The following is a 22,597-nucleotide window of genomic DNA, read 5'->3' as shown; positions in this document are numbered from 1 at the left end:
CGTCACCCGCCCCGCAGCGTCGCCGTGAGGAGCGCGACGTCGTCGTCGGCGGTGGGGGAGAGGCCGGCGAGGACGGCGTCCAGGAGTTGTTCGCCGCCGGCGTCCGGGGGCAGCCGCAGGCGGGTCAGCCGGGCCAGGGAGGCGTCGATGGCCTCGTCGCGGCGTTCGACCAGGCCGTCCGTGTACAGCAGCAGGTGGTGGCCGGGCGGGCACTGCGCGGTGGCCTCGGGGAAGCCGCCGAACCCGGCGGCGAGCGGCGGCCCCGGTTCGACCGGCAGCAGTCGGACCGTGCCGTCGGGGGCGACCATGGCGGGCGGCAGGTGCCCGGCGCTGGCGAAGGTGCACAGACCCGTCCGCGGCGACATCACCACCGCGAGGCAGGTGGCCGGGCGGCCGGTGGGCAGCGGGGCGGTCAGCCGGTCCATCCGGTCCAGGACGCGACCCGGCGGCAGGTTCCCGGCGGCGACCATCCGCAGCATCGCCTGGTAGTGGCTCATCTCGACGGCGGCCTCCAGGCTGTGCCCCATGACGTCGCCGATCGCCAGCAGGGTGGTGCCGTCCGGCCGGGCCACGGTCTCGTAGAAGTCGCCGCCGACCAGGGCGCTGGCCCCGGCGGGCCGGTAGCGGAAGGCCACCTCCAGGCCGGGGTGCGGGGCGCCCGGTTCGGCGAGCAGGGCGCGCTGCAGGTCGAGGGCGATGCCGTGCTCGCGGGTGAAGCGCCGGGCGTTGTCGATGCTGACCGCGGCCCGCAGCGCCAGGTCCGTGACCACCACCGCGTCCTCCGGTGTGAACAGCGGGGAGTCGCCGGCCCGGATCAGGGTGACCGTGCCGAGCGCCCGGCCACGGGCCACCAGCGGCACCACCATCCCGGAGTGCACGCCGCCGCGGCGCAGCGCCGCCAGCCGGTCGGCGCTCGCCGCGGCCCGGCCGAGGCGTTCGTCGGTCGGCAGGTTCTCCACCACCGGTCGGCCGGTCTCCAGGGCGCGCCGGGCGGCCGATCCGGGCTGGTGGTCGATGTGCTCGCCGGTCTTGCCGAGCGCCCGCGCACACTCCTCGAGTTCGGGCACGGCCACCAGGGAGGCGCGGCGCAGCCGCAGGGTGCCGGGGGCGGTGTGCGGGTCGGGGGCGTCGTCGGGCGGCAGCACGTCCACCGAGGCGGCGTCGCCCAGTTCCGGGACGAGGAAGCGGGCGAGTTCCACGCAGGTGGCGTCCATGTCGAGGGTGGTGCCGATCCGGGTGGAGGCGCTGTCGAGCATGGCGAGCCGTTCGCGGGCGCGTTCCAGTTCGTCCTGCTGCTGCCGGGAGGCGGTGACCTCCAGGACGATGCCGGCCAGGCCGATGATGCGGCCGTCCACCTCCAGCCGGTGGTAGGCGCCGTGGAACCAGCGGCGAACCAGCGGGGAGGGCACCCGGGTCTGGCCGCTGGAGGTGGTCTCGCGGGGGACGCCGTCCGCGAGCACGGCCCGCAGCACGTCGAGCCGGGCGTCGATGCCGGGCACGATCTCGGCGATGGTGCGGCCGATGTGGTCGGCGGCGGGCGCGCCGTTCATCCGGGCCAGCGCCGCGTTCACGTACACGTACCGCAGGTCGGTGTCGAGGACGCCGACGGCGCCCGGCGTGCCCTCCAGCAGCTCGCGGAGCGGGGACGGCAGCACGCGCCACACCCGGTCGTCGGCCACGGGCGTCACCGCCTTCCGGCAGCAGGTCTGCCCTCCATCGTCGCGGGCGGGCCACCGGGCTGCATCCGCACGCCGCCCGGTGCCGACTTGCCGCGCGCCGGGGCGCTGACAAGGTGGAGATCAGGCCCTTGCCAGGAGAGGGGTGCACCCGTGGAGCCGAACGACCGCGACCGCACCGACGCCGCGCTGCTGGAGGCGCTGTTCACCCGCGCCCCGGCCGGACTGTTCGTGCTCGACCCCGACCTGCGGGTGGTGCGGTTCAACACGGCGGCGCGCGGGATGCGGGGCCTGCCGCCGGACGCCGTGGTCGGCCGGACGGTCGAGGAGTTCGCCCCCGGCTTCCCGCACGAGAAGCTGACCGAGGTCGCCCGGGCCGTCCTCGCCACCGGCAACTCGGTGCGTCGCCTGCAGATCGCCGGGACCCCGCCGCACGACCCGGAGCACCAGATGGTCGCCTCGCTCTCGGTCTTCCGGCTGAGCGCCCCCGGCGGGCGGGTGCTCGGCCTCGCCGTGATGGTCGAGGACATCACCGAGCAGCAGGCCACCGCCGAGCGGCTGGCGATCCTGCACGACGCGCAGCGGCTGATCGGCTCCACGCTGGACGCCTCCGCGACCGCCGGGGAACTCGCCGAGGTGGCGATCGGACGCTTCGCCGACACCGTGATCGTCGACCTGCTGGACGACGTCCTGCGCGGCCGCCGACTGCCCGTCGGCCCGGTCGCCGCCGACGCGCCGCTGCGCCGGACCGTGCTCCGCTCCGTCGAGCAGTTCCGCTCCTCGGTGCCCACCGGCACGCTGATCTCGCTGACCTTCCCGACCGTGCTCACCCAGAGCCTGCACGACCACCGCCCCCGGCTGATCGCCCGCCTCACCGCGGACGAGCCGCTACTGGCCGCCGACCCGGCACGGGCCCGGCGGCTCGCCGAGGCCGGCGCCCACTCGCTGGTCGTCGCCCCGCTCACCGTGCACGGCACGGCGCTCGGCCTCGCCGTCTTCATCCGCGCCGGCACCGAGACCCCGTACGACGAGCAGGACCTCGAACTCGCGGCCGAGCTCGCCGACCGGACGGCGCTCAGCGTCCACCGGGCCTGGCAGTACCTGTACGAGCGGACCATCGCCACCACGCTGCAGCGCCGCCTGCTGCCCGCCCGGCCGCCCGACCTGCCCGCCGTCGACACCGCCTACCTGCACCTGTCCGGCGACGCCGGCGCCGACTGGTTCGACGTCGTCCCGCTCTCCGGCGGGCGGGTCGCCCTGGTCTGCGGCACCGTCGCCGGACGCGGCGTGGAGGCGGCCGCCACCATGGGCCAGCTGCGCACCGTCGTGCAGACGCTGGCCCGCCAGGACCTCCCGCCCGAAGAACTGCTCGGCGCCCTCGACGAAACGGTGCGGCGCCTCGACGAGGAGACCGTCCCGGAACCGGGCGGGCCGGCCGTCGCCGCGAGCTGCCTCTACCTCGTCTACGACCCGGTGACCGGCCGGTGCAGCGCCGCCGCGGCCGGCCACCCGACGCTGGTGCCGATCGCCCGCGACGGCGGGCTGCTCGACTTCGAGGTGCCCGTCGGCCCCGCCCTCGGGCGCGGCGGCGGCGAGGGCTACGAGGCGGTCACCACCGAGCTGCCCGAGGGCAGCCTGCTCGCCCTGCACACCCGCGGCCTCACCGCCGGCGCCGACCCCGGCGACCCGGCCGGCCGGGACCGGCTGCGCCGCCTGCTCGCGCACCCCGACCGCAGCCTGCGCGAACTCTGCGACGACGTCGCGTACGCCGCCGTGCCGCACCGCCTGGACGAGGACGCGCTGCTGCTGCTCGCCCGGACGAAGGTGTTCGGCAGCGACCGGGTCGCCATCTGGACGCTGCCCGCCGACCCGGCCGTGGTCGCCACCGCCCGCACCCTCGTCTCCCAGCAGCTCACCGCCTGGGGGCTGGACGCGATCGCCGACGACACCGAACTGATCGTCAGCGAGCTCGTGACCAACGCGATCCGCTACGGCCGGGGGCCCGTCCGGCTGCGGCTGATCCGCGACCGCGGCCTGCTCTGCGAGGTGACCGACGGCAACTCCGCCGCCCCGCACATGCGGCTCGCCCGCAGCGGGGACGAGGGCGGCCGCGGCCTGTTCCTGGTGATGCACCTGAGCCGCACCTGGGGCACCCGGTACGGGGAGCGCGGCAAGACCGTCTGGTCCGAGCAGCGCGTCCCCGGGCCGGTGGGGGCCGCAACCATCGCATGATCGACTCGTTGGATGATCTGCAGTCCACCCCGGCTGCCGCCCGTACCGCCAGCCACCGGAGCCCGCTCCCATGGACCGCCGCACCCTGCGCCGCCCCGCGCCGAGGCCCGCCGACCCGTCCCGCACTCCCGGGCAGGGCACCGCAGAACCGCCCGACGAGCCCGGGCCCGCCGGCGGGCAGGCCACCGGGCAGGCCGGACAGGGCGACGACGTGGTGCTGAGCGACGCCGAAGAGATCCTGGTCGTCAACTACCGCCGCCTCGCCCGGATCGCCTACCTCGTGCTGCCCGCAGGCGCCGACCGCCGTCGGCGGCTGCTGCGCGCCCACGCCGTCACCCAGCGCGCCCTGGCCGGACCGCCCTGGCACCCCGCCGACCGCCGCGGACCGGCCGAGGAGCTGTACGAGGAGCTGCGCGACCGCGTGGTGCGCCGCGCGCTCGGCGCCGCCCACCGGCCCGGCGACCGCTCCCTGCGGCTGCTGCCGCAGGTCTGGGGCCTGCGCCTCACCACGGCCGACGGTGACTCCGCCGCCCGCGCCCTGGACCGCGCCCTCGCCGCGCTGAGCCCGGCCGGCCGGGCCGCCTACGCGCTGCGCGCCGTCGACGACCTGCCGCCCGCCGAGATCACCGCCCTGCTGATCCGGGCCGGCGAGTCCCGCCCCGACCGGGCCCGCAAGGAGGCCGCGGCGGTGCCCGCCGAACTCGCCGGGCACTGGGACGGCGAGCGCTTCGACCCGTGCACCGTGCGCGTCCGGCCCGGCGACCTGATCCGCCGCCGCCGGGCCGCCCGGCTCGCCGCCGCCGCACTGCTGCTCCTGCCGCTCGGCCTGGGCGCGGAGCTCGCGGTACGGGAGTCCCGCGCCCCGGCCGTCCGGCTGCCGAGCTCCGACCGGGCCGCGGCAGGTGCCGCCGTCGGTGCCGACGGCCTCGTCCGGGTCGACCCGGACCTGTGGAGCCGCACCGCGCGGCTCGACCACACCGCCTGGCCCGCCCGCGGCGACCGCACCGGCGACCGGGCCCTGCTCGGCCGGGCCCTCGCCGCCTGGCGGCGCGCCGCCCCCGCCCGCCTCGAACCCGGCACCACCGCCGAACCGCCCGCCGGGACCCCGCACCTGCTCTACGCGGGCACCGTCGACGGCGACCCGGTCGTCCTGCTCTCCGACGGCGGCCGGATCGCCCGCTGGACGGACGGCGCGGGCCTGCTGCTCGCCACCGCCGAGGACTCCGACGTCACCACCGCGGCCGCTCTGGTGCTGCACCGCACCGGCGACTCCGTCCGCTACCTGCTCGCCCCCTGGATCGCCGACGCCGAGCTCCGCAACCTCCGCGAGCCGGACCGCCCCGCCCGCCCGCTCGCCCGGCACGACGGCGTCACCGACCCGGTGCCCGCGGCCGCCACCGGCGGCTGCCCCGACCTCACCGCCCTGCAGCTGCGCTCCTCGCCGACCGTCGCCGAGGAGCACGCCTTCCTGCTCACCGACCTCGGCGGCCTCGCCCCCGCCCACCTCACCTACACCCCGCCGCCGACCGCCGGCGCCGCCCGCGCACCCCGCGAGGCCACCGGCTCCGAGGCACTGACCACCTGGGCCCGGACGGTCTGCGACCTGCCCGACCGCGGCCCCGACGTCAAGGCGCTGAACGCGTGGGCGTTCGCCGTCCAGCCGTTGCCCCAGCAGGCCGGCACCGCCACCTGGGTCTGCCTGCGCACCGACCGCTGGAACGGGACGGGCTCCGCCGCCACCGAACTCCTGCTGCCCGGCGCGGCCGCCCCCGCCCGGACGGGCTTCGCCGAGGGCCGCGGCTGCAGCCGCTTCGACCAGGACACCGTGGCCTGGAGCCGGTGGCGCGCCCCCGACGGCCACGACCTGCTGCTGGTCGCCGCCAGCCGCCGCGTCGTCCGCCTCACCGTGCACGAGCCCGGCGCCGCCGACCGCTCCTCCCGCGACCGCACCCTCGTCCTCGACCGCCCCGGGCCCGCCCGCCCGACCGTCGAGGGCGCCCGCGCGGACGGCACGGTCGTCCGCCCGCTGCCCTGACACCCCTCGGACGCGGCGGGGCCGCACCGTGCCCGGGGTGTCCGGTCACCCGGGCGGGTCTCCGGAGGGGCCGGGAAACACCGGCCCGCATACGGTCGTCGGGATGCCTGCGGACACGATGACGGGAGGCGCCGGGTGGCGACCACCAGCCTGCCGGACGAGGCACCCCCGGTATCCCCGCCCGAGCCGCCCGCCCCCCGCCGGGTCGCGCTGCGGGCCTCCCTCGCCGCGGGCGCCGCCTCGGCGCTGCTGATCCTCGCGATCGTGCTCGGCAGCCGCGGACTGCGGGACTTCGACTCCGCGCTCGTGCCGTACGCCGTCGCCACCGTCTTCCTCGCCTTCGGCGTGGTCTACCGCTACACCGTCTGGATCTCCGCCCCGGCGGCCGCCCGGCTCTTCCGGCAGGGGTGGCGGGCCGCGCTCTCCTGGCACAACCTGCGCCGGCTGCCCACCGCACTGCCCCGCCTCGCCGTCACCTACCTCGGCTTCCAGAAATTCCTCGGCGCCCGCTCGCACGCCCGCTGGGCCGCCCACCAACTCCTCTTCTGGGGCTGCCTGCTGGCCGCCGCCATCACCTTCCCGCTGACCTGGGGCTGGTTCACCTTCACCGCCGTCGGCCCGGACGGCCCCGGCTACCGGATGCGGCTGTGGGGCGTCGAGATCCTCGGCTTCACCTACAACGGCTTCCTCGGCCGGGTGCTCTACCACGGCCTCGACCTGGCCGCCGTGATGGTCGTCGCCGGCAGCGGCTACTTCCTGTGGCGCCGGATGCACGACCGGCAGGCCACCAGCGGACAGCGCTTCGGCTACGACCTCGTCCCGCTGCTCGCCCTGATCACCGTCTCCGTCACCGGGCTGCTGCTCACCTTCTCGGAGATCCTCCTGCACGGCGGCGGCTACCAGTTCCTCTCCGTGCTGCACATGGCGTCCGTCGTCCTCACCCTGGTCTACCTGCCGTTCGGCAAGTTCTTCCACATCGTGCAGCGCCCGGCCGCCGTCGGCATGCAGCTGTTCAAACTCGTCTCCCGCACCGACGGCGAGATCCTGCACTGCCGCAACTGCGGCCGGCCGATCGACACCGCCGCGTACATCGCCAACCTCCGCGGCACCATGCGCGACCTCCGCCTCGACTTCGACAGCTGGGCCGAGACCTGCCCCCGCTGCAAACGGGTGCTGCGCGGCGGCGCCTACCTCTCCCAGGTGAAACGGGGCTTCCGGTGACCGACCCGGCCACCCGCCGCATCGACCGGGTGATCGCGCCGCCCGGCACCCGCGGCTTCCGCGACGCCGGCGGCCTGCCCGCGGGCGGCTGGCGGGCCGACCTCACCGACGAGACCCTGGTGCCCACCCACTGCTGCTTCTGCGGCGTCCAGTGCGGCATGTACCTGCGCGTGAGCGGGGCCGGAAAGGTCTTCGGCGTCGAACCCCGCAACCACGACATCAACCGGATGCGCCTGTGCCCCAAGGGCCTCAACGCCTACCAGCAGGTCAACCACCCCGACCGGCTCACCACCCCGCTGCTGCGCCGCTCCCGCGACGAGCCCTTCCGCGAGGCCGGCTGGGACGAGGCGCTCGACCACATCGCCGAACGCATCCGCCGCATCCAGGCCGAGCACGGCCGGGACGCCTTCGGCATGCTCGGCGGTGCCAGCCTCTACTCCGAAAAGACCTACTTGGTCGGCAAGTTCGCCCGGGTCGCACTGCGCACCCGGAACCTCGACTACAACGGCCGGCTCTGCATGGTCAGCGCCGCCGGCGCCAACAAGCTCGCCTTCGGCATCGACCGCGCCGCCAACCCGTTCGCCGACATCCTGCAGACCGACTGCCTGCTGATCGCCGGCGCCAACATCGGCGAGTGCTTCCCCGTGATGACCCAGTACGTGTGGGGCGCCCGGGACCGCGGCGCCGTCCTGATCGTCGTCGACCCCCGGCAGACCGCGGTCGCCCGCACCGCGGACGTGCACGTCGCGCTGCGCTCCGGCACCGACTCGGCCTTCTTCAACGCGGTGCTCAACACCGTCGTCCGCGAGGGCCTCACCGACGAGGCCTACCTCGCCGCGCACACCACCGGCTGGGCCGAGGTCCGGCAGGCCGTCGCCGCCTACACCCCCGAGCGGGCCGCGGAGATCTGCGGCATCCCTGCCGAACAGGTCGTCCAGGTCGCCCGGTTGTTCGGCGGCGCCCCGCGCGCCATGGCCTGGCACGCCCGCGGCATCGAGCACCACACCCAGGGCGTGGAGAACTGCCTCTCCGTCATCAACCTGTGCACCGCCACCGGCAACCTCGGCCGCCCGGGCCGCGGTTACGGCACCATCACCGGCCAGGGCAACGGCCAGGGCGGCCGCGAGCACGGCCAGAAGGCCGACCTGCTGCCCGGCGGACGCTCCATCCTCGACCCCGTGCACCGCCGGGAGATCAGCGAGATCTGGGGCATCGACGAGGCCGAACTCCCCACCGCCGGAACCTCGATGATGGAGATGGTGCACCAGATGCGGCGGCGCGAGATCCGCGGTCTGCTCGGCGTCTGCAACAACCCCTTCGTCTCGCTGCCCAACCACGGCGTGGTGAAAGAGGGTTACGACACCCTCGACTTCCACGTCCAGCTCGACTTCTTCCTCTCCGAGACGGCGGCCAACGCCCATGTCGTGCTGCCCGTCACCACCTGGGCCGAGGACGAGGGCGTGATGGCCAACGCCGAGGCCCGGGTGGTCAAGCACAACAAGGCGCAGGAGCCGCCGCCCGGAGTCCTGACCGACACCCGGGTGCTCTGCGAACTCGCCGAACGGCTCGGCGCCGGCGACAAGTTCCGCTTCGCCGGCTCCCGCGAGGTGTTCGAGGAACTGCGCCGCGCCTCGGCCGGCACGGTCATCGACTACCACGGCATCACCTACGAACGGCTGGAGGCGACCGGCGGCATCGCCTGGCCCTGCCCGTCCGTCGACCACCCCGGCACCCCGCGGCTGTTCGAGGACGGCCGCACCTACCACCCCGACGGCAAGGTCCACCTGCAGGTCGTCGAGTGGCACCCGCCGGCCGAACCGCACGACGACGAGTACCCGATGACCCTGACCACCGGGCGCACCGTGGCGCACTACCTCTCCGGCAACCAGACCCGACGGCTCGGCGGACTGGTCGAGCAGACCCCGCGCCCCTGGGTCGAGGTGCACCCCTCGCACGGCTTCCGGACCGGCGACGCCGTCCGCGTCGTCACCCGCCGCGGCGCCACCGTACTGCCCGCCCTGGTCACCGAGGCCATCCGCGCCGACCACGTCTTCGTGCCGTACCACTGGCCGTTCCCGGTCGCCGCCAACCAGTTGACGATCGACGCCCTCGACCCGCGGTCCAAGATCCCCGAGTACAAGGTGTGCGCCGTCCGGATCGAGCACGCCGACGCCCTGGACGAGGTCCCCGCACCGCCCGTCCCGCCCGGGCACACCGCCTACCCCGAGGCGCAGGCCTCGCGCACCGATCCGCTGCCCCCGACCGCCCCGCAGGGCCGCGGCACCGCCGAGAGGGGCTGACCGGATGCTCGGCAGGACCGTCTTCATCGACCCCGGGCGCTGCATCGGCTGTCAGGCCTGCGTCTCCGCCTGCCGCGAGTGCGACTCGCACCGCGGCAAGTCGATGATCCACCTCGACTACCCGGACGAGGGCCACTCGGTGGCCTCCCTGCCCACCCTCTGCATGCACTGCGAGGACCCGGTCGCCCCCTGCGCCCAGGTCTGCCCGGCCGACGCCATCCTGATCACCGCCGACGGCGTCGTCCAGGAGGCCGACCCGACCCGCTGCATCGGCTGCGCGAACTGCGTCAACGCCTGCCCGTTCGGCGTGCCCAAGATCGACCTGGAGGCCAAGCTCCAGATGAAGTGCAACCTCTGCTACGACCGCACCTCGTACGGGCTGGCACCGATGTGCGCCACCGTCTGCCCGACCGGCGCACTCTTCTACGGCACGATCGAGGAACTGCAGGCCGAACGGCCCGGCGTCGAGGTCTCCGCGCAGTTCTCCTTCGGCGCCGCCGAGGTGGCGACCGGGGTCGCCGTCGTGGTGCCGGCCGAACGCCGCGCACCCGTCCCGGGCGGCCTGCTGCCGCTCGTCGAGGTCAACGGGCGTCCCACGCCCGGGAACGGAGCAGCGAGATGACCGATCCGCACGGCACCGAAGGGACTTCGCCCGAGCACGCCGCACTGGTCGACCGGATCTCCGCCGACTCCCTCACCACCCGCCGCGACTACCTGCGGATCGTCGCCACCGTCTCCGGCGGACTCGCCGTCGGCGCCACCCTCGTCTCCGCCGGCGTGCTGCCCCGGCACGGCGACGGCTCCGCCACCCCCCTGCGGATCGCCGACCGGATCGGCCGCGGCCAGGCCGTCTCCTTCGCCTACCCCGGCGAGGACGACCGGGCGATAGCCGCCCGGCTCGCGGACGGCACGCTCGTCGGCTACTCCACCATCTGCACCCACCTCGCCTGCGGAGTCGTCCGACGATCCGACCACGGGCCCGACGGCGACCTCTACTGCCCGTGCCACGAGGGCGAGTTCGACATCCGTACCGGGGAGGTGACGGCCGGACCGCCGCCGCGGCCGCTGCCGAAGGTCCTGCTGGTCGAGGACGCCCGCGGCGCGGTCTGGGCGGTCGGCACCGCGCGCTCCGGCGAGAACGAGGAGGCAGGGCTCTGCCGCAGCCTGCGCGAGCAGGACCCGGACCTCGCCGACCGGATCGGGTGCGGCTCGTGACCGCGCCGGAGGACTACCACGCGGGCAGTGCACAGCCGGAGCTCAACCGGCCGCTGCACGAGCGCTATCCGCAGATCCGGGCGACCAGCGGCTACGCCGACCCGCGGGTGCACGCCCCCGGTCCCGGGCCCGGCGCCGGCGGCGAGCACGAACCCGAGCGCTCCGCGATGCTCAGCGCCCGGGTGGCGCTCAGCTGCACCGTCGTCGTCGGCCAGCTCTGGGCCCTGACGGTCGCCACCGACGCATGGATGGAGGGCCGCACCGGAACCGCCTGGTGGTGCACCGGCTTCTCGGCGCTGTCCTTCCTGGTGGTGCTCGCCGTCTGGTGGTACGCGCCGCGCCACGACCGGTAGGGCGTGCGGTTACGGTGCAGGGCTGCCACACACGGCCCGGCACGGAGGGAGCGACGGCGGTGCGGATCGGCAAGGACACCCGGTTGTGCATGTCCCTCGCGGCCCGGCCGGGGAACTTCGGGACACGGTTCCACAACTACCTGTACGGCGAACTCGGGCTGGACTACGTCTACAAGGCGTTCACCACCCGGGACCTCCCGGCCGCGATCGGCGGGGTGCGCGCCCTCGGCATCCGCGGCTGCGCGATCTCCATGCCGTTCAAGGAGGACGTGATCCCGCTGGTGGACGAGCTGGCGCCGTCCGCCGCCGCGCTGCGCTCGGTCAACACCGTGGTCAACGACGACGGCCGGCTGACCGCGTACAACACCGACTACACCGCGATCCGGCTGCTGCTGGAGCGCCGGGCGGTACCCACCGACACCGAGTTCGCGCTGCGCGGCAGCGGCGGCATGGCGCGGGCGGTCGCCGGAGCGCTGTACGACGCCGGGTTCCGGCACGGGACGGTGCTGGCCCGCAACGAGGCGGCCGGCCGGGCGCTCGCCGCCCGGTACGGCTTCGACTGGCGTCCGGAAGCGCCGGGGCCGGGCGCCCGCCTGCTGGTCAACGCCACACCGATCGGCATGACCGGCGGGCCCGAGGCCGAGCGGTCGGCCTTCGAGGAGCGCGCCGTCGCGGCGGCCGGGACGGTCTTCGAGGTGGTCGCCCAGCCGGTGGAGACCCCGCTGGTCGGGGCCGCCCGGGCCGCCGGTGTCGCGGTGATCACCGGTGCGGAGGTCCTGGTGCTGCAGGCCGTCGAGCAGTTCGAGCTGTACACCGGCGTCCGCCCGGACGACGCACTGGTGGCGCGCGCCGCCGCCCACGCCCGCGGCTGACCGGGGTCGTTCCGTCCCCGGCGGCCGCGGTTCGGGAGGCGGGGGCCGACGGCGGCGGCGCTCGGGGTATAACTGCAGCGTGACCACCGATCTGCCACCGTCGACCAGGCCCGTGACGCTGGAACACGTCGCCAAGGTGGCCGGCGTGTCCCGTGCGACCGTCTCCCGCGTGGTGAACGGCAAGTCCACCGTCGATCCCGAGCTGCGCCGGATCGTCGAGGAGGCCGTCGCCGCGACCAACTACGTGCCGAACTCCGCGGCCCGCTCACTCGTCACCCGGCGCACCAACTCGGTCGCGCTGGTGGTCTCCGAGGCGGAGCGCCGCGGCCAGCCGCTCGACCCGTTCGTCGGCCGGATGTTCACCGACCCGCACTTCGGGCGGGTGGTGAGCGGCGTGATCCAGGTGCTGCGTCCGCAGGGGATGCAGATGGTGCTGATGCTGGCGGACGACGCGGAGTCGCGCGGCCAGTTGCAGGGCTACCTGCGGCAGGGCCACGTGGACGGCGTGATCCTGGTGTCCTCGCACGCCTCCGACCCGCTGCCGCAGTGGCTGACCGAGGCCCGCATGCCGGCCGTGCTGGCCTCCCGTCCGGCCTCGTCCTGCTCGATCGCCTACGTGGACGTGGACCAGCGCGAGGGCGTGCGGCTGGCCGTGGACCACCTGGTCGGGCTGGGCCGGCAGCGGATCGCCACGATCAGCGGGCCGCTGGACATGCCGGCCAGCCGGGAGCGGCTGGACGGGTACCGCGAGGCGCTGGCGGCGCACGGCCGCGACGAGATCGTCCATGTGGAGGGCGACTTCACCCAGGACGGCGGGGCCACCGCGATGCGGGCGCTGCTGGAGCGCGCGCCCGACCTGGACGCGGTGTTCATCGCCTCCGACCTGATGGCCCTCGGGGCGCTGCCGGTGCTGTCGCGCAGCGGCCGGCGGGTGCCGGAGGACGTGGCGGTGGTCGGCTTCGACGACAGCAGTGCGGCGCTGGCCTGCGACCCGCAGCTGACCACGGTGCGCCAGCCGGTGGAGGACATGGCGGCGGAGATGGCCCGGTTGGTGCTGCGGCAGATCGCCGAGCCGGCGAAGACCATGCCGATGGTGGTCTTCCGGCCGACGCTGGTGGTCCGCCAGTCGGCCTGACCGGCCGTTTCGCCGACTCGCCCGCCGACAGGTGCTGTCAGCCGCCGGCGGGCGTTTTCGCAAGGAATGCGGGAGAGCGCTCTCTCCTTGAGTCGGCCGAGGGCTGTGCGGCTTTGGCGTATGTCGTGCACGGCCATTGACAGCGAAGGATTCACGGAGGCACTCTCGTGCCGCCAGGGGAGAGAGCGCTCTCTCATTACGAGGGCCGCTCGGCCCGTACGGAGGGACAGTCCGTGGAACCGACCGCCCCGGAGCGGTACCGGCCGACCCTGGACGACGTCGCCGAGCGCGCCGGCGTCTCCCGGGCCACTGCCTCCCGGGTCGTCAGCGGCTCGCACCCGGTCAGCGAGCGGCGCCGCTCGGCCGTCATGCGCGCCGTCGCGGACCTGCACTACGTGCCCAACCAGGCCGCCCGCTCGCTGGTGAGCCGCCGCACCGGCTCGTACGCGCTGGTGCTCCCGGAGGGGATGGGGCAGGTCTTCTCGGAGGGCTTCTTCCCCACCCTCATCCGCGGAGCCACCGCCGAACTCGAGGAGTCCGACGAGCAGTTGGTGATCCTGCTGGCCGGCTCGGCGGCCGGCCGGCGGCGGATCGAGCAGTACGCGCGGGGCGGGCACGTCGACGGCGTCGTGCTCGCCTCGGTGCACGACCGCGACCCGCTGCCCGGCCTGCTCGCCGGCACCGGCATCCCCGTGGTGTGCAGCGAACGCCCCTACGGAGGAGTGCGGTTGCCCTACATCGGGGTGGACAACACGGGCGGTGCGGCAGCCGCCGTCCGGCACCTGCGGCGGCTCGGCCGCACCCGGATCGCCACCGTCGCCGGGCCCTCGTCCACTCCGGCCGGGCAGGACCGGCTGGCCGCCTACCTGCGCGAGACCGCCCGCGGCCGCCGCCGCCCGCTCGTCGCCGAGGCCGACTTCACGGTCGAGGGAGGCCGGGCCGCGGCCACCTGGCTGCTGGCGGAGGAGCCGCGGATCGACGGCCTCTTCGCCGCCTCCGACCTGATGGCCCTGGGCGCCCTCGAAGCACTGCGCCGGGCCGGCCGCCGGGTGCCCGAGGACGTCGCCGTGGTCGGCTTCGACGATGTCGAGTGCGCCCGGACCGCCGTGCCCGCACTCACCACCGTGCACCGGGCCATCGAGGACCTGGGCCGCCAACTCGTGCGCCTGGTGCAGCGGTTGGCGGCAGGAGAGGAGGCCGGGCCGGCACTGGTGCTGCCCACCGCGCTGGTGCTGCGCGACTCCGCCTGACCGGACACCCTTCCCCACGCAGAGGACGGCCATGGAGCACACCCGCCCGCACCGGCCACCGGCGCGCGGACCGCCCGAGTCGACCGCAAGGCGCCACCCGTGCACCGCCCCACCCGTGCACCGCAGTCATCGACTCCGCACCACCCCCACCCAGCTGGAGTTCCCCATGACCACCGCCCCACGGGCCGCCGCGGCGCGCCCCCACCGGGTGCTGACCCGGCTGCTCACCGCCCTCGTGCTGGCCCTCGGCGCCCTGCTCGTGCCGTTCGCGCCGGCCGCCCCCGCGGCGGAGAGCCTGCTCTCCCAGGGCAGGACCGTCACCGCCTCCTCCACCGAGAACGGGGTGGCCTTCCCCGCCTCGGCCGCCGTCGACGGCAACGCCGGCACCCGCTGGTCCAGCGCCTTCGCCGACCCGCAGTGGCTGCAGGTCGACCTCGGTGCCACCGCCACCGTCAGCCGGGTCGTCCTGCAGTGGGAGGCCGCCTACGCCACCGGCTTCAAGCTGCAGACCTCCGCCGACGGCAGCACCTGGACGGACGTCTACACCACCGCGAGCGGCACCGGCGGCACCCAGAACCTCACCGTCAACGGCACCGGCCGGTACGTCCGGATGTACGGCACCGCCCGCGCCACCCCGTACGGCTACTCGCTCTGGGAGTTCCAGGTCTACGGCACCCCCGGCGGCGGCACCGGCGGCGACGTCCAACTCTCGTACAACAAGCCCGCGGTGGCCTCCAGCAGCCAGAACGACGGCGGCTGCGGCAACTGCACCCCGAGCCGGGCCGTCGACCAGGACCCGGCCACCCGCTGGGCCACCTCCGCCTGGAGCGACCCGGGCTGGATCTACGTCGACCTCGGCGCCACCGCCACCGTCCACAAGGTCATCCTGCAGTGGGACCCGGCCTACGCCACCGCGTACCGGCTCCAGGTCTCCGACGACGCCGCCACCTGGACGGACATCTACTCGACCACCACCGGCAAGGGCTTCAAGGAGACCATCGCCGACCTGAACGGCACCGGCCGGTACGTCCGGATGTACGGCACCGCCCGGGTCAGTCAGTACGGCTACTCGCTCTGGGAGTTCCAGGTGTTCGGCACCGGCGGCAGCCCCGTCACCCCGCCCGCGCTGCCGGCGAACCCGTCCTTCCCGGCCGGGCGCCTGGTCTTCGGTGACGAGTTCAACGCCGCCAACGGCACCGCGCCGGACGCCGGCAAGTGGACCACCGACCCCGGCCCGGGCGTCAACAACGAACTGGAGTACTACACCACCGGCAACAAGAACCTCTACCAGGACGGTACCGGCAACCTGGTGATCGAGGCCCGCAAGGAGGTCACCCCGGGCTCGTCCTGCCCGCGCGACCCGCTCTCCGGCAGCACCACCTGCCAGTACACCTCCGGCCGGATCAACACCTCGGGCCACTTCGACTTCACCTACGGCCACGCCGAGGCACGGATCAAGGTGACCGGCACCCAGGGCCTGTGGCCCGCGTTCTGGATGCTCGGCTCCAACTTCAAGACCGGCACGCCGTGGCCGTACTCCGGCGAGATCGACGTCATGGAGCACGTCGGCAAGGTCCCCGACTCGGTGTACTCGACGCTGCACGCGCCCGCCTACAACGGCGCGGGCGGGTACGGCTCCCCGTACACCCTGGCGGGCACGGACTTCGCGAATGCCTTCCACACCTACGCGGTGGACTGGGACTCCGCCCACATGACGTTCTACGTGGACGGCAACGCCTTCTTCACCGTGGACCGCACCGCCCTGGAGGCCACCCGCGGCCCCTGGGTGTACGACCACCCGTTCTACCTGATCCTCAACAACGCGGTGGGCGGCGACTGGCCGGGCGCGCCGGACGCCTCGTCCGTCCTCCCGCAGAAGATGCTCGTGGACTACGTCCGCGTGTACCAGTAAGCCGCCTGGCGATAGCAGGAGTTGCCGCCGGCCGAGGCCCCGTTGTGGGGCCCCGGCCGGCGGTGCCTCTCCTCGGGCGACGGGGGCACCGGCGGCAGATCCGGTCGGTGGCGGTGTCGCCGGACGGGACGTGGCTGGTCTCCGGGAGTTCCGGACGGTGCGCCTGTGGGACCGCGCGACGGGCGCCTGCACCGCGGTCTTCCACGGGCACCAGGATGCCGTCACCTGCGTGGCGGTCTCCCATGACGGCGCCTTCGTCGCCGCCACCGGACTCGACGGCTCGATGACGGTCCACGACGAGGCCGGTCGGCGCCCGGTCGCGGTCATGCGGGGCGACGGCCAACTGTTCTCGTGCGCCTGGGGGCGGGTCACGAGATCGCGCTGGGCGGCGGCGCGGGGATGTACTCCCTCGCCCTCCGTACCTGACGTACCGGAGGGGAGGGCGACGGGAACCGCAGTCGGGGCCGGACGGTCCGGAGGTCAGGCCATCCAGAAGAAGACGGCGGTCATCCGCTTGTCCTCCAGGGTGCTGCCCCAGTAGCCGGTCGCGGTGTGGATGATGTTGGCGCTGTACAGCAGCAGCCGGTTGAAGCGGTGCGGGACACGGACGTCCTCGACGAAGGCGTTGGAGGGCACGAAGCGGGTGCCCAGGGCGTCGACCAGGTTGTTGTGCGGGGCCGCCACGATGTTGCCGCCCAGGGCGCCGTTCGGCATCTGCTGGCGGTAGAAGCTGGTGCCGCAGTCCTTGGGGGCCGCGGGGTTGAGGTAGAGGACGGCGGCGTAGCGGCAGACGGCGCGGGAGTCGGTGTGCGGGCGCGGCTCGCACTCGTCCTGGCCGACCACCTGGATGCAGTTGTGGTTGACGGTGGCGCCGCCCGGGCCGGTCTCGGGCCAGATCCGGCGGGCGCCGGTGGCCTTCATCACCAGGGCCTCGACGTGGGCGAGTTCGTCCGGTGCGAGGCCGGGCATGGTGCGCAGGCCGGGCCAGGTCTCCGGCTTGTGGGGGTACCCCTCGCTCCAGTCGTCGCGGGCCAGGGTGCGGGTCCGGACGGCCTCCGCGTCGGGCAGCACGTCGTCGAAGACCCAGTAGTCGCGGCCACGGGTCGGCTTGCGGTACGGCAGCACCGGGATCGCCGGCGTCCGGGGGAGGGGTGACATGGCCCCGACGGTAGCGACGGCGCTCGGCGTGCCTCGCCCGTGATCAGGTCAATTGTGCGTCAAGGGGAGGCCAAGGCGGGTGCGGCCGGACGCGGGGTCAGAGCAGCCATCGGACGGCGGTGACGGCGCCGAGCGCCGCCAGGCCGAGCAGGAGCAGGACGACCAGGGTGAGGACGGAGCAGCGCAGCATTCCGCCGTCTTCCGCGTAGTAGTCCGGTGCCGATCTCGCGGGTGCGGGCCGCCTGCACGTTCCACCAGCGGACCGGCCGGCCCAGGTGCGCGGAGGCGGCCGTGCGGACCTCGGCCAGCCGGGCCCGGGCGGTCTCGGTCGGGGCCTTCTCCTCCGGGCCGCGCCAGGCCAGGGCCGCCATCCGGTCGAGCGGATTCGCGTAGCGGGCCTCGAAGGCGGCGGTCTCCGCCGGGTCGCGGTCCTCGTCCAGGTACGTCCAGCGGCCGGCCTGGGCGGGTTCGCCGTACAGCCGGTAGACCTCGGCCAGCCGTCGCCGGGCAGTCAGGTCGGCCGGGTAGGAGCCGACCAGTCCGCGCAGGCGCTGGCGGGCGACGGGTATGCGGCCGGCGCGGAGGTCCGCGTCGGCCTTGGCGAGGGTGGTCTCGACGGTCATCGGAGCATGGTCGCCGACCGGGCGCCGCAGGTCAAAGGGGTTGTCGGCAGGGCTCAGCCGGTGGGCAGGAAGCCCTGCAGCAGCGGGGTGAGCAGGGTGGTGCGCCGCATCACGTCCATGTGGGTGGTGCGCGGCAGGACGGCGAGCCGGGCGTCCGGGATGAGGTCGTACATCTCCACCGCGTGGTCGAGGCGGACGAAGTCGTGGTCGCCGACGACGAGCAGGGTGGGCGTCCGGAGGGTGCGGAGCCGTTCGGTCGGCCAGCCCTCGAAGGCGGCGACCGCGTCGGAGGCCTTGGCGGCGAAGGCGTCGAAGTGGTCGGGCTCCGGGGAGACGGCGAGGTAGGCCGCGCGCATCTCGGCGAAGTCGTCGGGGGTGGGCATCCGGTTGGATCCGTGCTGGAGCCGGGGCTGTCGGATCTCCTCGTGGTAGCCCTCGGGCCGGTAGTTGGTGGAGGCGAGGACGAGGTGGTCGACCCGCTCCGGGTGGTCGAGTGCCAGCTGCAACGCGGCGTAGCCGCCGAGGCTGAAGCCGAGCAGGTCGGTGCGGGCGATGCCGAGACGGTCCATCAGTGCGAGGACGTCCTCGGCGAGCAGGTCGACCCGGAACGGGCGGTCGGTGTCCCGGGTGTGCCCGTGCCCCTGCAACTCTGGGACGATCATCCGGCGCCCGGGCGCGAGCACGGGCAGCAGTGCGCCGAAGCACAGGTCGGCGGTCAGCAGTCCGCCGTGCAGGGCGACCAGCGGCCGCCCCGTCGCACTGCCGTGCTCCTCGTAGTACAGGTCGAGCCCGTTGACCTGCGCGTAGCTGCCCGTGGTCACGCTGTCCTCCCGTCGGCGGCGGTCCGTCCGCCACCAGTCTGGGCCGCGGCGGGCCTCAGGCGCTGTAGCGGCCCACCAGCGACCGCAGGGTGTCGAAGGCGGGCTTGGGCGTGTAGTCGTCGGCGGTGAGCCCGAACCGGTGGAAGAGCCCCGGTGCGGCGCTGTCGGCGTCCCGCAGTGCGAAGTGGGTGTAGCCGCTCAGGCGCAGCTCCCGCGCGTGCGCGGCGACCGTGCCGACCACCGCCTCGACCACCTCGGCCTGTCGGTGTGGTGTCCGGTCGGGGCCGGTGGGCCAGCCGTGCTCGGTGATGTGCAGCGGCAGCCGCCCGAGGCCGGCGGGCGCCAGGACGTTCTCCCGGTGGTGGCGGAGCACTCCGGCGACCGCGCCGGCGAGTTCGGCCGGCGCGACCGGGCGGAACACGTCGGGGAAGAAGTCGAGTCCCACGTAGTCGAGTTCGGCGAGGAAGGCGGGGCCGCCGAGCTCGGCGAGTTCGCTGACGAAGGCCGTCGCCGGGCCGAACAGCGGCGTGGTGTTGAAGCCGATCCGCAGGTGATGGTGGCCGAGTTCGCGGGCCCGAGCGCGGGCGGTGTGCACGCCGCGGACGACCGCCTCGCGGACCGACGGGTAGTGGCCGTCCAGCACGGGGTTCCCGGTGACGTTCGGCTCCTCCGCCACCTGCAGGGTCTGCGTCACCGCGCCGTACTGCTCGACGAGTTCGCGCAGGAAGGCGCAGTAGCCGGGGACGTCGCCGGCCGCCGACCGGTACTGGGCGACGAGGTCCAGCCGGCGGCCGCGGACGGCGTACCGCTCGGCGCCGGCCGGGGTGGCCGTCGGGTGCGACCCGCCGGGCGCCGTGGTGTCGTCGAACGCGGTGTAGGCGCGGACCAGGAAGGGCCGGCCGGGGCGGCCCTGCAGCCGGTCGAGCAGGTCGGTGATGCGGCCCGGGTCGTCGGGCGGGCCCTCGGCGAGGCCGCCGCTGTCGTCGCCGGTGACACCGCCGGGGTAGATCCCGAAGAGCAGTCCGTCAGTCACCGTCGGGTCCGTCCTGGCGGCCGCGGTCGGCGGGTGCGGAGGGCCAGGCGAGCGTGCCGGTGCGGATCTCCTCGACCAGCGACTCGACCCACGCGGTCTCCGTGCGGGCGAGGTCGAGCGCGTACTCCGCCTCGATGACGAAGAGCCGCGGCACGCCGGCCGCCAGGGCTTCGGCGAGGCGCCGCTCGTCGTCGGCGGTGCGCTCGCGCAGCCGGCGCGCGCGTTCGGCCAGGGCGTCGGCCGCGCCGTCCGGGCCGAGTGCGCCGAGGTGGGCGACGGCGCCGAGGAAGGACCAGAACTCCCTCTCCGGGGTGCGGATCTGCTCGTCCAGCCGGCGGACGAGTTCGGCGCGGCCGGCCGCGGTGATGCGGTAGACCGTCCGCTCGGGGCGGTTCCCGGCGCGTTCCTGGCCGAGTGCGGCCACCCAGCCGGCCTCCGCCATGGCGGCGACGGTGTTGTAGAGGGTGCCGCGGTTGACCGCGGCGGCGTGGTGCGCGCTGCGTTCCCGCAGGTCGGCGAGGAGCCGGTGCGGGTGTGCGTCGCTTTCGAGCAGCAGGCCCAGCACGGCCGGGACGATCGGATTGTCGAGAGCGCGTCGTGGCATGGTCGAAATCTATCAGTCGAAATAGACTAAAGGTCAACGCGGAACCGGCCGCTCCGAATGTCAGTGCCGGTCGAGATGATGTTCGACATGAAGGACGCAGCCGCCCTGGCCACCCACGCCGCCTATGCCGATGCCGTCGCCACCGCCGTGCAGGCGGCCGCGGCCTACTACGCCGACGGCGCCACGCCGCTGGGCGACGACGAGTACGACGCGCTGCTGCGCTCGATCGAGGCCTACGAGCAGGCCCACCCGGGCGACGCGCTGCCCGACTCGCCCACCGGCAAGGTGGCCGGCGGCGCGGCCGTCGGGGACGTCCCGCACACCGTGCCGATGCTCAGCCTCGACAACGTCTTCTCCGCCGAGGAGCTGGCCGCCTGGGCGGCCGGCCTGGAGCGCAGGCTCGGCCGGCCCGTCGACGGCTGGTGCGTCGAGCCCAAGCTGGACGGCCTGGCCGTCGCGGCCCGCTACCGGCAGGGCCGGCTCGTCCGGCTGATCACCCGCGGCGACGGCCTCGCCGGCGAGGACATCGGCCACGCCGCCGACGCCGTCCTCGGCCTGCCGCAGCACCTCGCCGAGCCGCTCGACCTCGAACTGCGCGGCGAAGTCCTGCTCACCCAGAGCCAGTTCGAGCACGCCAACGAGGTGCGCACCGCGCACGGCGCCACCCCCTTCGCCAACCCGCGCAACGGCGCCGCCGGCACCCTGCGCGCCAAGGACCGCCCGTACCGGATCGAGCTCACCTTCTTCGCCTACGGCGCGATCGGCCTCGGCGAACTCGGCCACAGCGCCCTGCTCGACCGGCTCGCCGCACTCGGCGCCAACACCGCCGCGACGACCGCCGCCCGGCCGGGCCGCTGCGAGAGCGTCGACGAGGTCCGGCAGCGGATCGACGCGATCGCCGCCCTGCGCGCCACCCTGCCCTTCGGCATCGACGGCATCGTGGTGAAGGCCGACGCCGCCGCCGACCAGGAGCAGGCCGGCGCCGGCTCGCGCGCCCCGCGCTGGGCCGTCGCCTACAAGCTGCCCGCCGTGCACAAGGTCACCCGGCTGCTCGGCGTCGAGTGGAACGTCGGCCGCACCGGCGTCATCGCCCCGCGCGCCGTCCTGGAGCCGGTCGAGGTCGACGGCGTCACCATCACCTACGCCACCCTGCACAACCCCGCCGACATCACCCGCCGCGGCCTGCTGATCGGCGACCAGGTCTTCGTCCACCGCGCGGGCGACGTCATCCCGCGGGTCGAGGCGCCGCTCGTCGAGCAGCGCACCGGCGAGGAACAGCCGATCGTCTTCCCCGCCGCCTGCCCGCGCTGCGGCGACGCCATCGACACCTCGCAGCAGCGGTGGCGATGCGTGCGCGGCCGCGGCTGCCAGGCGGTCGCCTCGATCCGGTACGCCGTCGGGCGCGACCAGCTGGACGTCGAGGGGCTCGGCGGCACCCGCGCCGTCCAGCTCGTCGAGGCGGGCCTGGTCGCGGACCTCGCCGACCTTTTCACGCTCACCCGCGAACAGCTCCTCACCCTCGACCGGATGGGCGAGACCAGCGCCGACAACCTGCTCGCCGCGATCGAGGAGGCCCGGACGCGGCCGCTCAACCGGGTGTTCTGCGCGCTCGGCGTGCTCGGCACCGGCCGCTCGATGTCCCGCCGGATCGCCGCCCACTTCGGCAGCATGGCCGCGATCCGCGCCGCGGACACCGAGACGCTCGCCGAGGTCGACGGCATCGGCCCGGAGAAGGCCACCGTGATCGTCGCCGAACTCGTCGCACTCGCACCGGTGCTGGACAAGCTGGCGGCGCGCGGCGTCGGTACTGCCGTCACCCCGCCGGCCGCGACCGCAGCCGCCTCCGAGGACGGCCCCGCGGGACCGCTGGCCGGGGAGGCCGTGGTGGTGACGGGCAGTATGACCGGCCCGCTCGCCGACCTCAGCCGCAACCAGATCAACGAGCTCATCGAGCGGGCCGGCGGCAAGGCCTCCTCGTCGGTGTCCAAGCGCACCACCCTGCTGGTCGCGGGCGAGAAGGCCGGCTCCAAGCGGGCGAAGGCCGAGGAGCTGGGCATCCGGGTGATGTCGCCGGACGAGCTCGCGGAGCTGGTGGCGGAGCTGCTGGTGGCGTGAGGGACCACCGGCCACCCGGCGGTCGCCGGGGTGCTGCTCGGC

Annotated in this window: 19 protein-coding genes; 13 read left to right on the top strand and 6 right to left on the bottom strand. The window is 74.7% G+C overall.

Going from position 1 to position 22,597, the window contains the following annotated elements; all coding sequences use genetic code 11:
* Positions 1-2: 2 nt before the first annotated feature.
* Positions 3-1,679, bottom strand: a complete 1,677-nt coding sequence (locus tag AB0P35_RS08865; RefSeq protein WP_363508338.1) for a SpoIIE family protein phosphatase — start codon at positions 1,677-1,679, stop codon at positions 3-5.
* Between the two features lie 150 nt (positions 1,680-1,829).
* On the opposite strand from AB0P35_RS08865, the gene AB0P35_RS08860 reads away from it, so the two are divergent.
* From AB0P35_RS08860 to AB0P35_RS08805, 12 genes are all read left to right on the top strand, one after another.
* On the top strand, positions 1,830-3,908 hold the full coding sequence (locus AB0P35_RS08860; RefSeq protein WP_363508335.1) for a SpoIIE family protein phosphatase: 2,079 nt from the start codon (positions 1,830-1,832) through the stop codon (positions 3,906-3,908).
* Between the two features lie 70 nt (positions 3,909-3,978).
* Entirely contained in the window at positions 3,979-5,943 is a 1,965-nt protein-coding gene (locus AB0P35_RS08855) for a hypothetical protein (RefSeq protein WP_363508332.1), read from the top strand.
* Between the two features lie 210 nt (positions 5,944-6,153).
* Positions 6,154-7,164: an MFS transporter gene (locus AB0P35_RS08850; protein WP_363508578.1), complete on the top strand. Its 1,011-nt coding sequence runs from the start codon at positions 6,154-6,156 to the stop codon at positions 7,162-7,164.
* On the top strand, positions 7,161-9,464 hold the full coding sequence (locus AB0P35_RS08845) for a molybdopterin oxidoreductase family protein (protein ID WP_363508329.1): 2,304 nt from the start codon (positions 7,161-7,163) through the stop codon (positions 9,462-9,464). Before AB0P35_RS08850 ends, AB0P35_RS08845 begins: the two co-directional genes overlap by 4 nt.
* 4 nt (positions 9,465-9,468) lie before the next feature.
* Positions 9,469-10,086 carry a 4Fe-4S dicluster domain-containing protein gene (locus tag AB0P35_RS08840; protein WP_363508326.1) on the top strand — a complete coding sequence of 206 codons (618 nt, stop codon included), beginning with the start codon at positions 9,469-9,471 and terminating at the stop codon, positions 10,084-10,086.
* The gene (locus AB0P35_RS08835; RefSeq protein WP_363508323.1) at positions 10,083-10,679 is read left to right on the top strand and encodes a Rieske (2Fe-2S) protein; all 597 of its coding nucleotides are present in this window, start codon (positions 10,083-10,085) and stop codon (positions 10,677-10,679) included. Before AB0P35_RS08840 ends, AB0P35_RS08835 begins: the two co-directional genes overlap by 4 nt.
* Entirely contained in the window at positions 10,676-11,032 is a 357-nt protein-coding gene (locus AB0P35_RS08830; protein ID WP_363508320.1) for a hypothetical protein, read from the top strand. The genes AB0P35_RS08835 and AB0P35_RS08830 overlap by 4 nt, the downstream gene beginning before the upstream one ends.
* 59 nt (positions 11,033-11,091) lie before the next feature.
* The gene (locus tag AB0P35_RS08825; protein WP_363508317.1) at positions 11,092-11,904 is read left to right on the top strand and encodes a shikimate 5-dehydrogenase; all 813 of its coding nucleotides are present in this window, start codon (positions 11,092-11,094) and stop codon (positions 11,902-11,904) included.
* A 79-nt stretch (positions 11,905-11,983) separates the two neighbouring features.
* Entirely contained in the window at positions 11,984-13,039 is a 1,056-nt protein-coding gene (locus AB0P35_RS08820) for a LacI family DNA-binding transcriptional regulator (RefSeq protein ID WP_095876084.1), read from the top strand.
* Between the two features lie 233 nt (positions 13,040-13,272).
* Positions 13,273-14,289, top strand: coding sequence for a LacI family DNA-binding transcriptional regulator (locus AB0P35_RS08815; RefSeq protein WP_363508314.1), 1,017 nt, complete (start codon positions 13,273-13,275; stop codon positions 14,287-14,289).
* A 166-nt stretch (positions 14,290-14,455) separates the two neighbouring features.
* Positions 14,456-16,201 (top strand): discoidin domain-containing protein, encoded by a 1,746-nt coding sequence (locus AB0P35_RS08810; RefSeq protein WP_363508311.1) that lies wholly within the window; start codon positions 14,456-14,458, stop codon positions 16,199-16,201.
* Positions 16,202-16,331: 130 nt separating this feature from the next.
* Positions 16,332-16,742 (top strand): hypothetical protein, encoded by a 411-nt coding sequence (locus AB0P35_RS08805; protein WP_363508308.1) that lies wholly within the window; start codon positions 16,332-16,334, stop codon positions 16,740-16,742.
* Here AB0P35_RS08805 and AB0P35_RS08800 read toward each other — a convergent pair.
* Genes AB0P35_RS08800 through AB0P35_RS08780 form a run of 5 tightly spaced genes read right to left on the bottom strand, consistent with a single transcriptional unit; the run spans position 16,682 to position 20,440 of the window.
* Positions 16,682-17,359 (bottom strand): DUF6445 family protein, encoded by a 678-nt coding sequence (locus tag AB0P35_RS08800; RefSeq protein ID WP_095876083.1) that lies wholly within the window; start codon positions 17,357-17,359, stop codon positions 16,682-16,684. The genes AB0P35_RS08805 and AB0P35_RS08800 overlap by 61 nt on opposite strands.
* Positions 17,360-17,418: 59 nt before the next feature.
* Complete coding sequence (locus AB0P35_RS08795) at positions 17,419-17,982, bottom strand: DUF6584 family protein (protein ID WP_363508305.1); 564 nt, start codon at positions 17,980-17,982, stop codon at positions 17,419-17,421.
* A 53-nt stretch (positions 17,983-18,035) separates the two neighbouring features.
* Positions 18,036-18,803: an alpha/beta hydrolase gene (locus tag AB0P35_RS08790; RefSeq protein ID WP_363508302.1), complete on the bottom strand. Its 768-nt coding sequence runs from the start codon at positions 18,801-18,803 to the stop codon at positions 18,036-18,038.
* Between the two features lie 55 nt (positions 18,804-18,858).
* Positions 18,859-19,836: a hypothetical protein gene (locus AB0P35_RS08785; protein WP_363508299.1), complete on the bottom strand. Its 978-nt coding sequence runs from the start codon at positions 19,834-19,836 to the stop codon at positions 18,859-18,861.
* Complete coding sequence (locus AB0P35_RS08780; RefSeq protein WP_363508297.1) at positions 19,829-20,440, bottom strand: PadR family transcriptional regulator; 612 nt, start codon at positions 20,438-20,440, stop codon at positions 19,829-19,831. Before AB0P35_RS08780 ends, AB0P35_RS08785 begins: the two co-directional genes overlap by 8 nt.
* A 78-nt stretch (positions 20,441-20,518) precedes the next feature.
* On the opposite strand from AB0P35_RS08780, the gene ligA reads away from it, so the two are divergent.
* Complete coding sequence (gene ligA / locus AB0P35_RS08775) at positions 20,519-22,555, top strand: NAD-dependent DNA ligase LigA (RefSeq protein WP_363508575.1); 2,037 nt, start codon at positions 20,519-20,521, stop codon at positions 22,553-22,555.
* The last annotated feature ends 42 nt before the right edge of the window (positions 22,556-22,597 follow it).

Origin of the sequence: Kitasatospora sp. NPDC085879 (assembly GCF_040686255.1) — a bacterium.
GTDB lineage: Bacteria > Actinomycetota > Actinomycetes > Streptomycetales > Streptomycetaceae > Kitasatospora.
Note: the sequence above shows the minus strand (reverse complement) of the source record. Positions and strands in the feature narration are given on the sequence as shown.

Bases quoted from the DNA above. Each gene is read 5' to 3' on its own strand.
- ligA (WP_363508575.1), top strand. From the start codon at position 20,519: ATGTTCGACATGAAGGACGCAGCCGCCCTGGCCACCCACGCCGCCTAT.
- AB0P35_RS08810 (WP_363508311.1), top strand. From the start codon at position 14,456: ATGACCACCGCCCCACGGGCCGCCGCGGCGCGCCCCCACCGGGTGCTG.
- AB0P35_RS08840 (WP_363508326.1), top strand. From the start codon at position 9,469: ATGCTCGGCAGGACCGTCTTCATCGACCCCGGGCGCTGCATCGGCTGT.
- AB0P35_RS08795 (WP_363508305.1), bottom strand. From the start codon at position 17,982: ATGACCGTCGAGACCACCCTCGCCAAGGCCGACGCGGACCTCCGCGCC.
- AB0P35_RS08835 (WP_363508323.1), top strand. From the start codon at position 10,083: ATGACCGATCCGCACGGCACCGAAGGGACTTCGCCCGAGCACGCCGCA.
- AB0P35_RS08855 (WP_363508332.1), top strand. From the start codon at position 3,979: ATGGACCGCCGCACCCTGCGCCGCCCCGCGCCGAGGCCCGCCGACCCG.
- AB0P35_RS08800 (WP_095876083.1), bottom strand. From the start codon at position 17,359: ATGTCACCCCTCCCCCGGACGCCGGCGATCCCGGTGCTGCCGTACCGC.
- AB0P35_RS08780 (WP_363508297.1), bottom strand. From the start codon at position 20,440: ATGCCACGACGCGCTCTCGACAATCCGATCGTCCCGGCCGTGCTGGGC.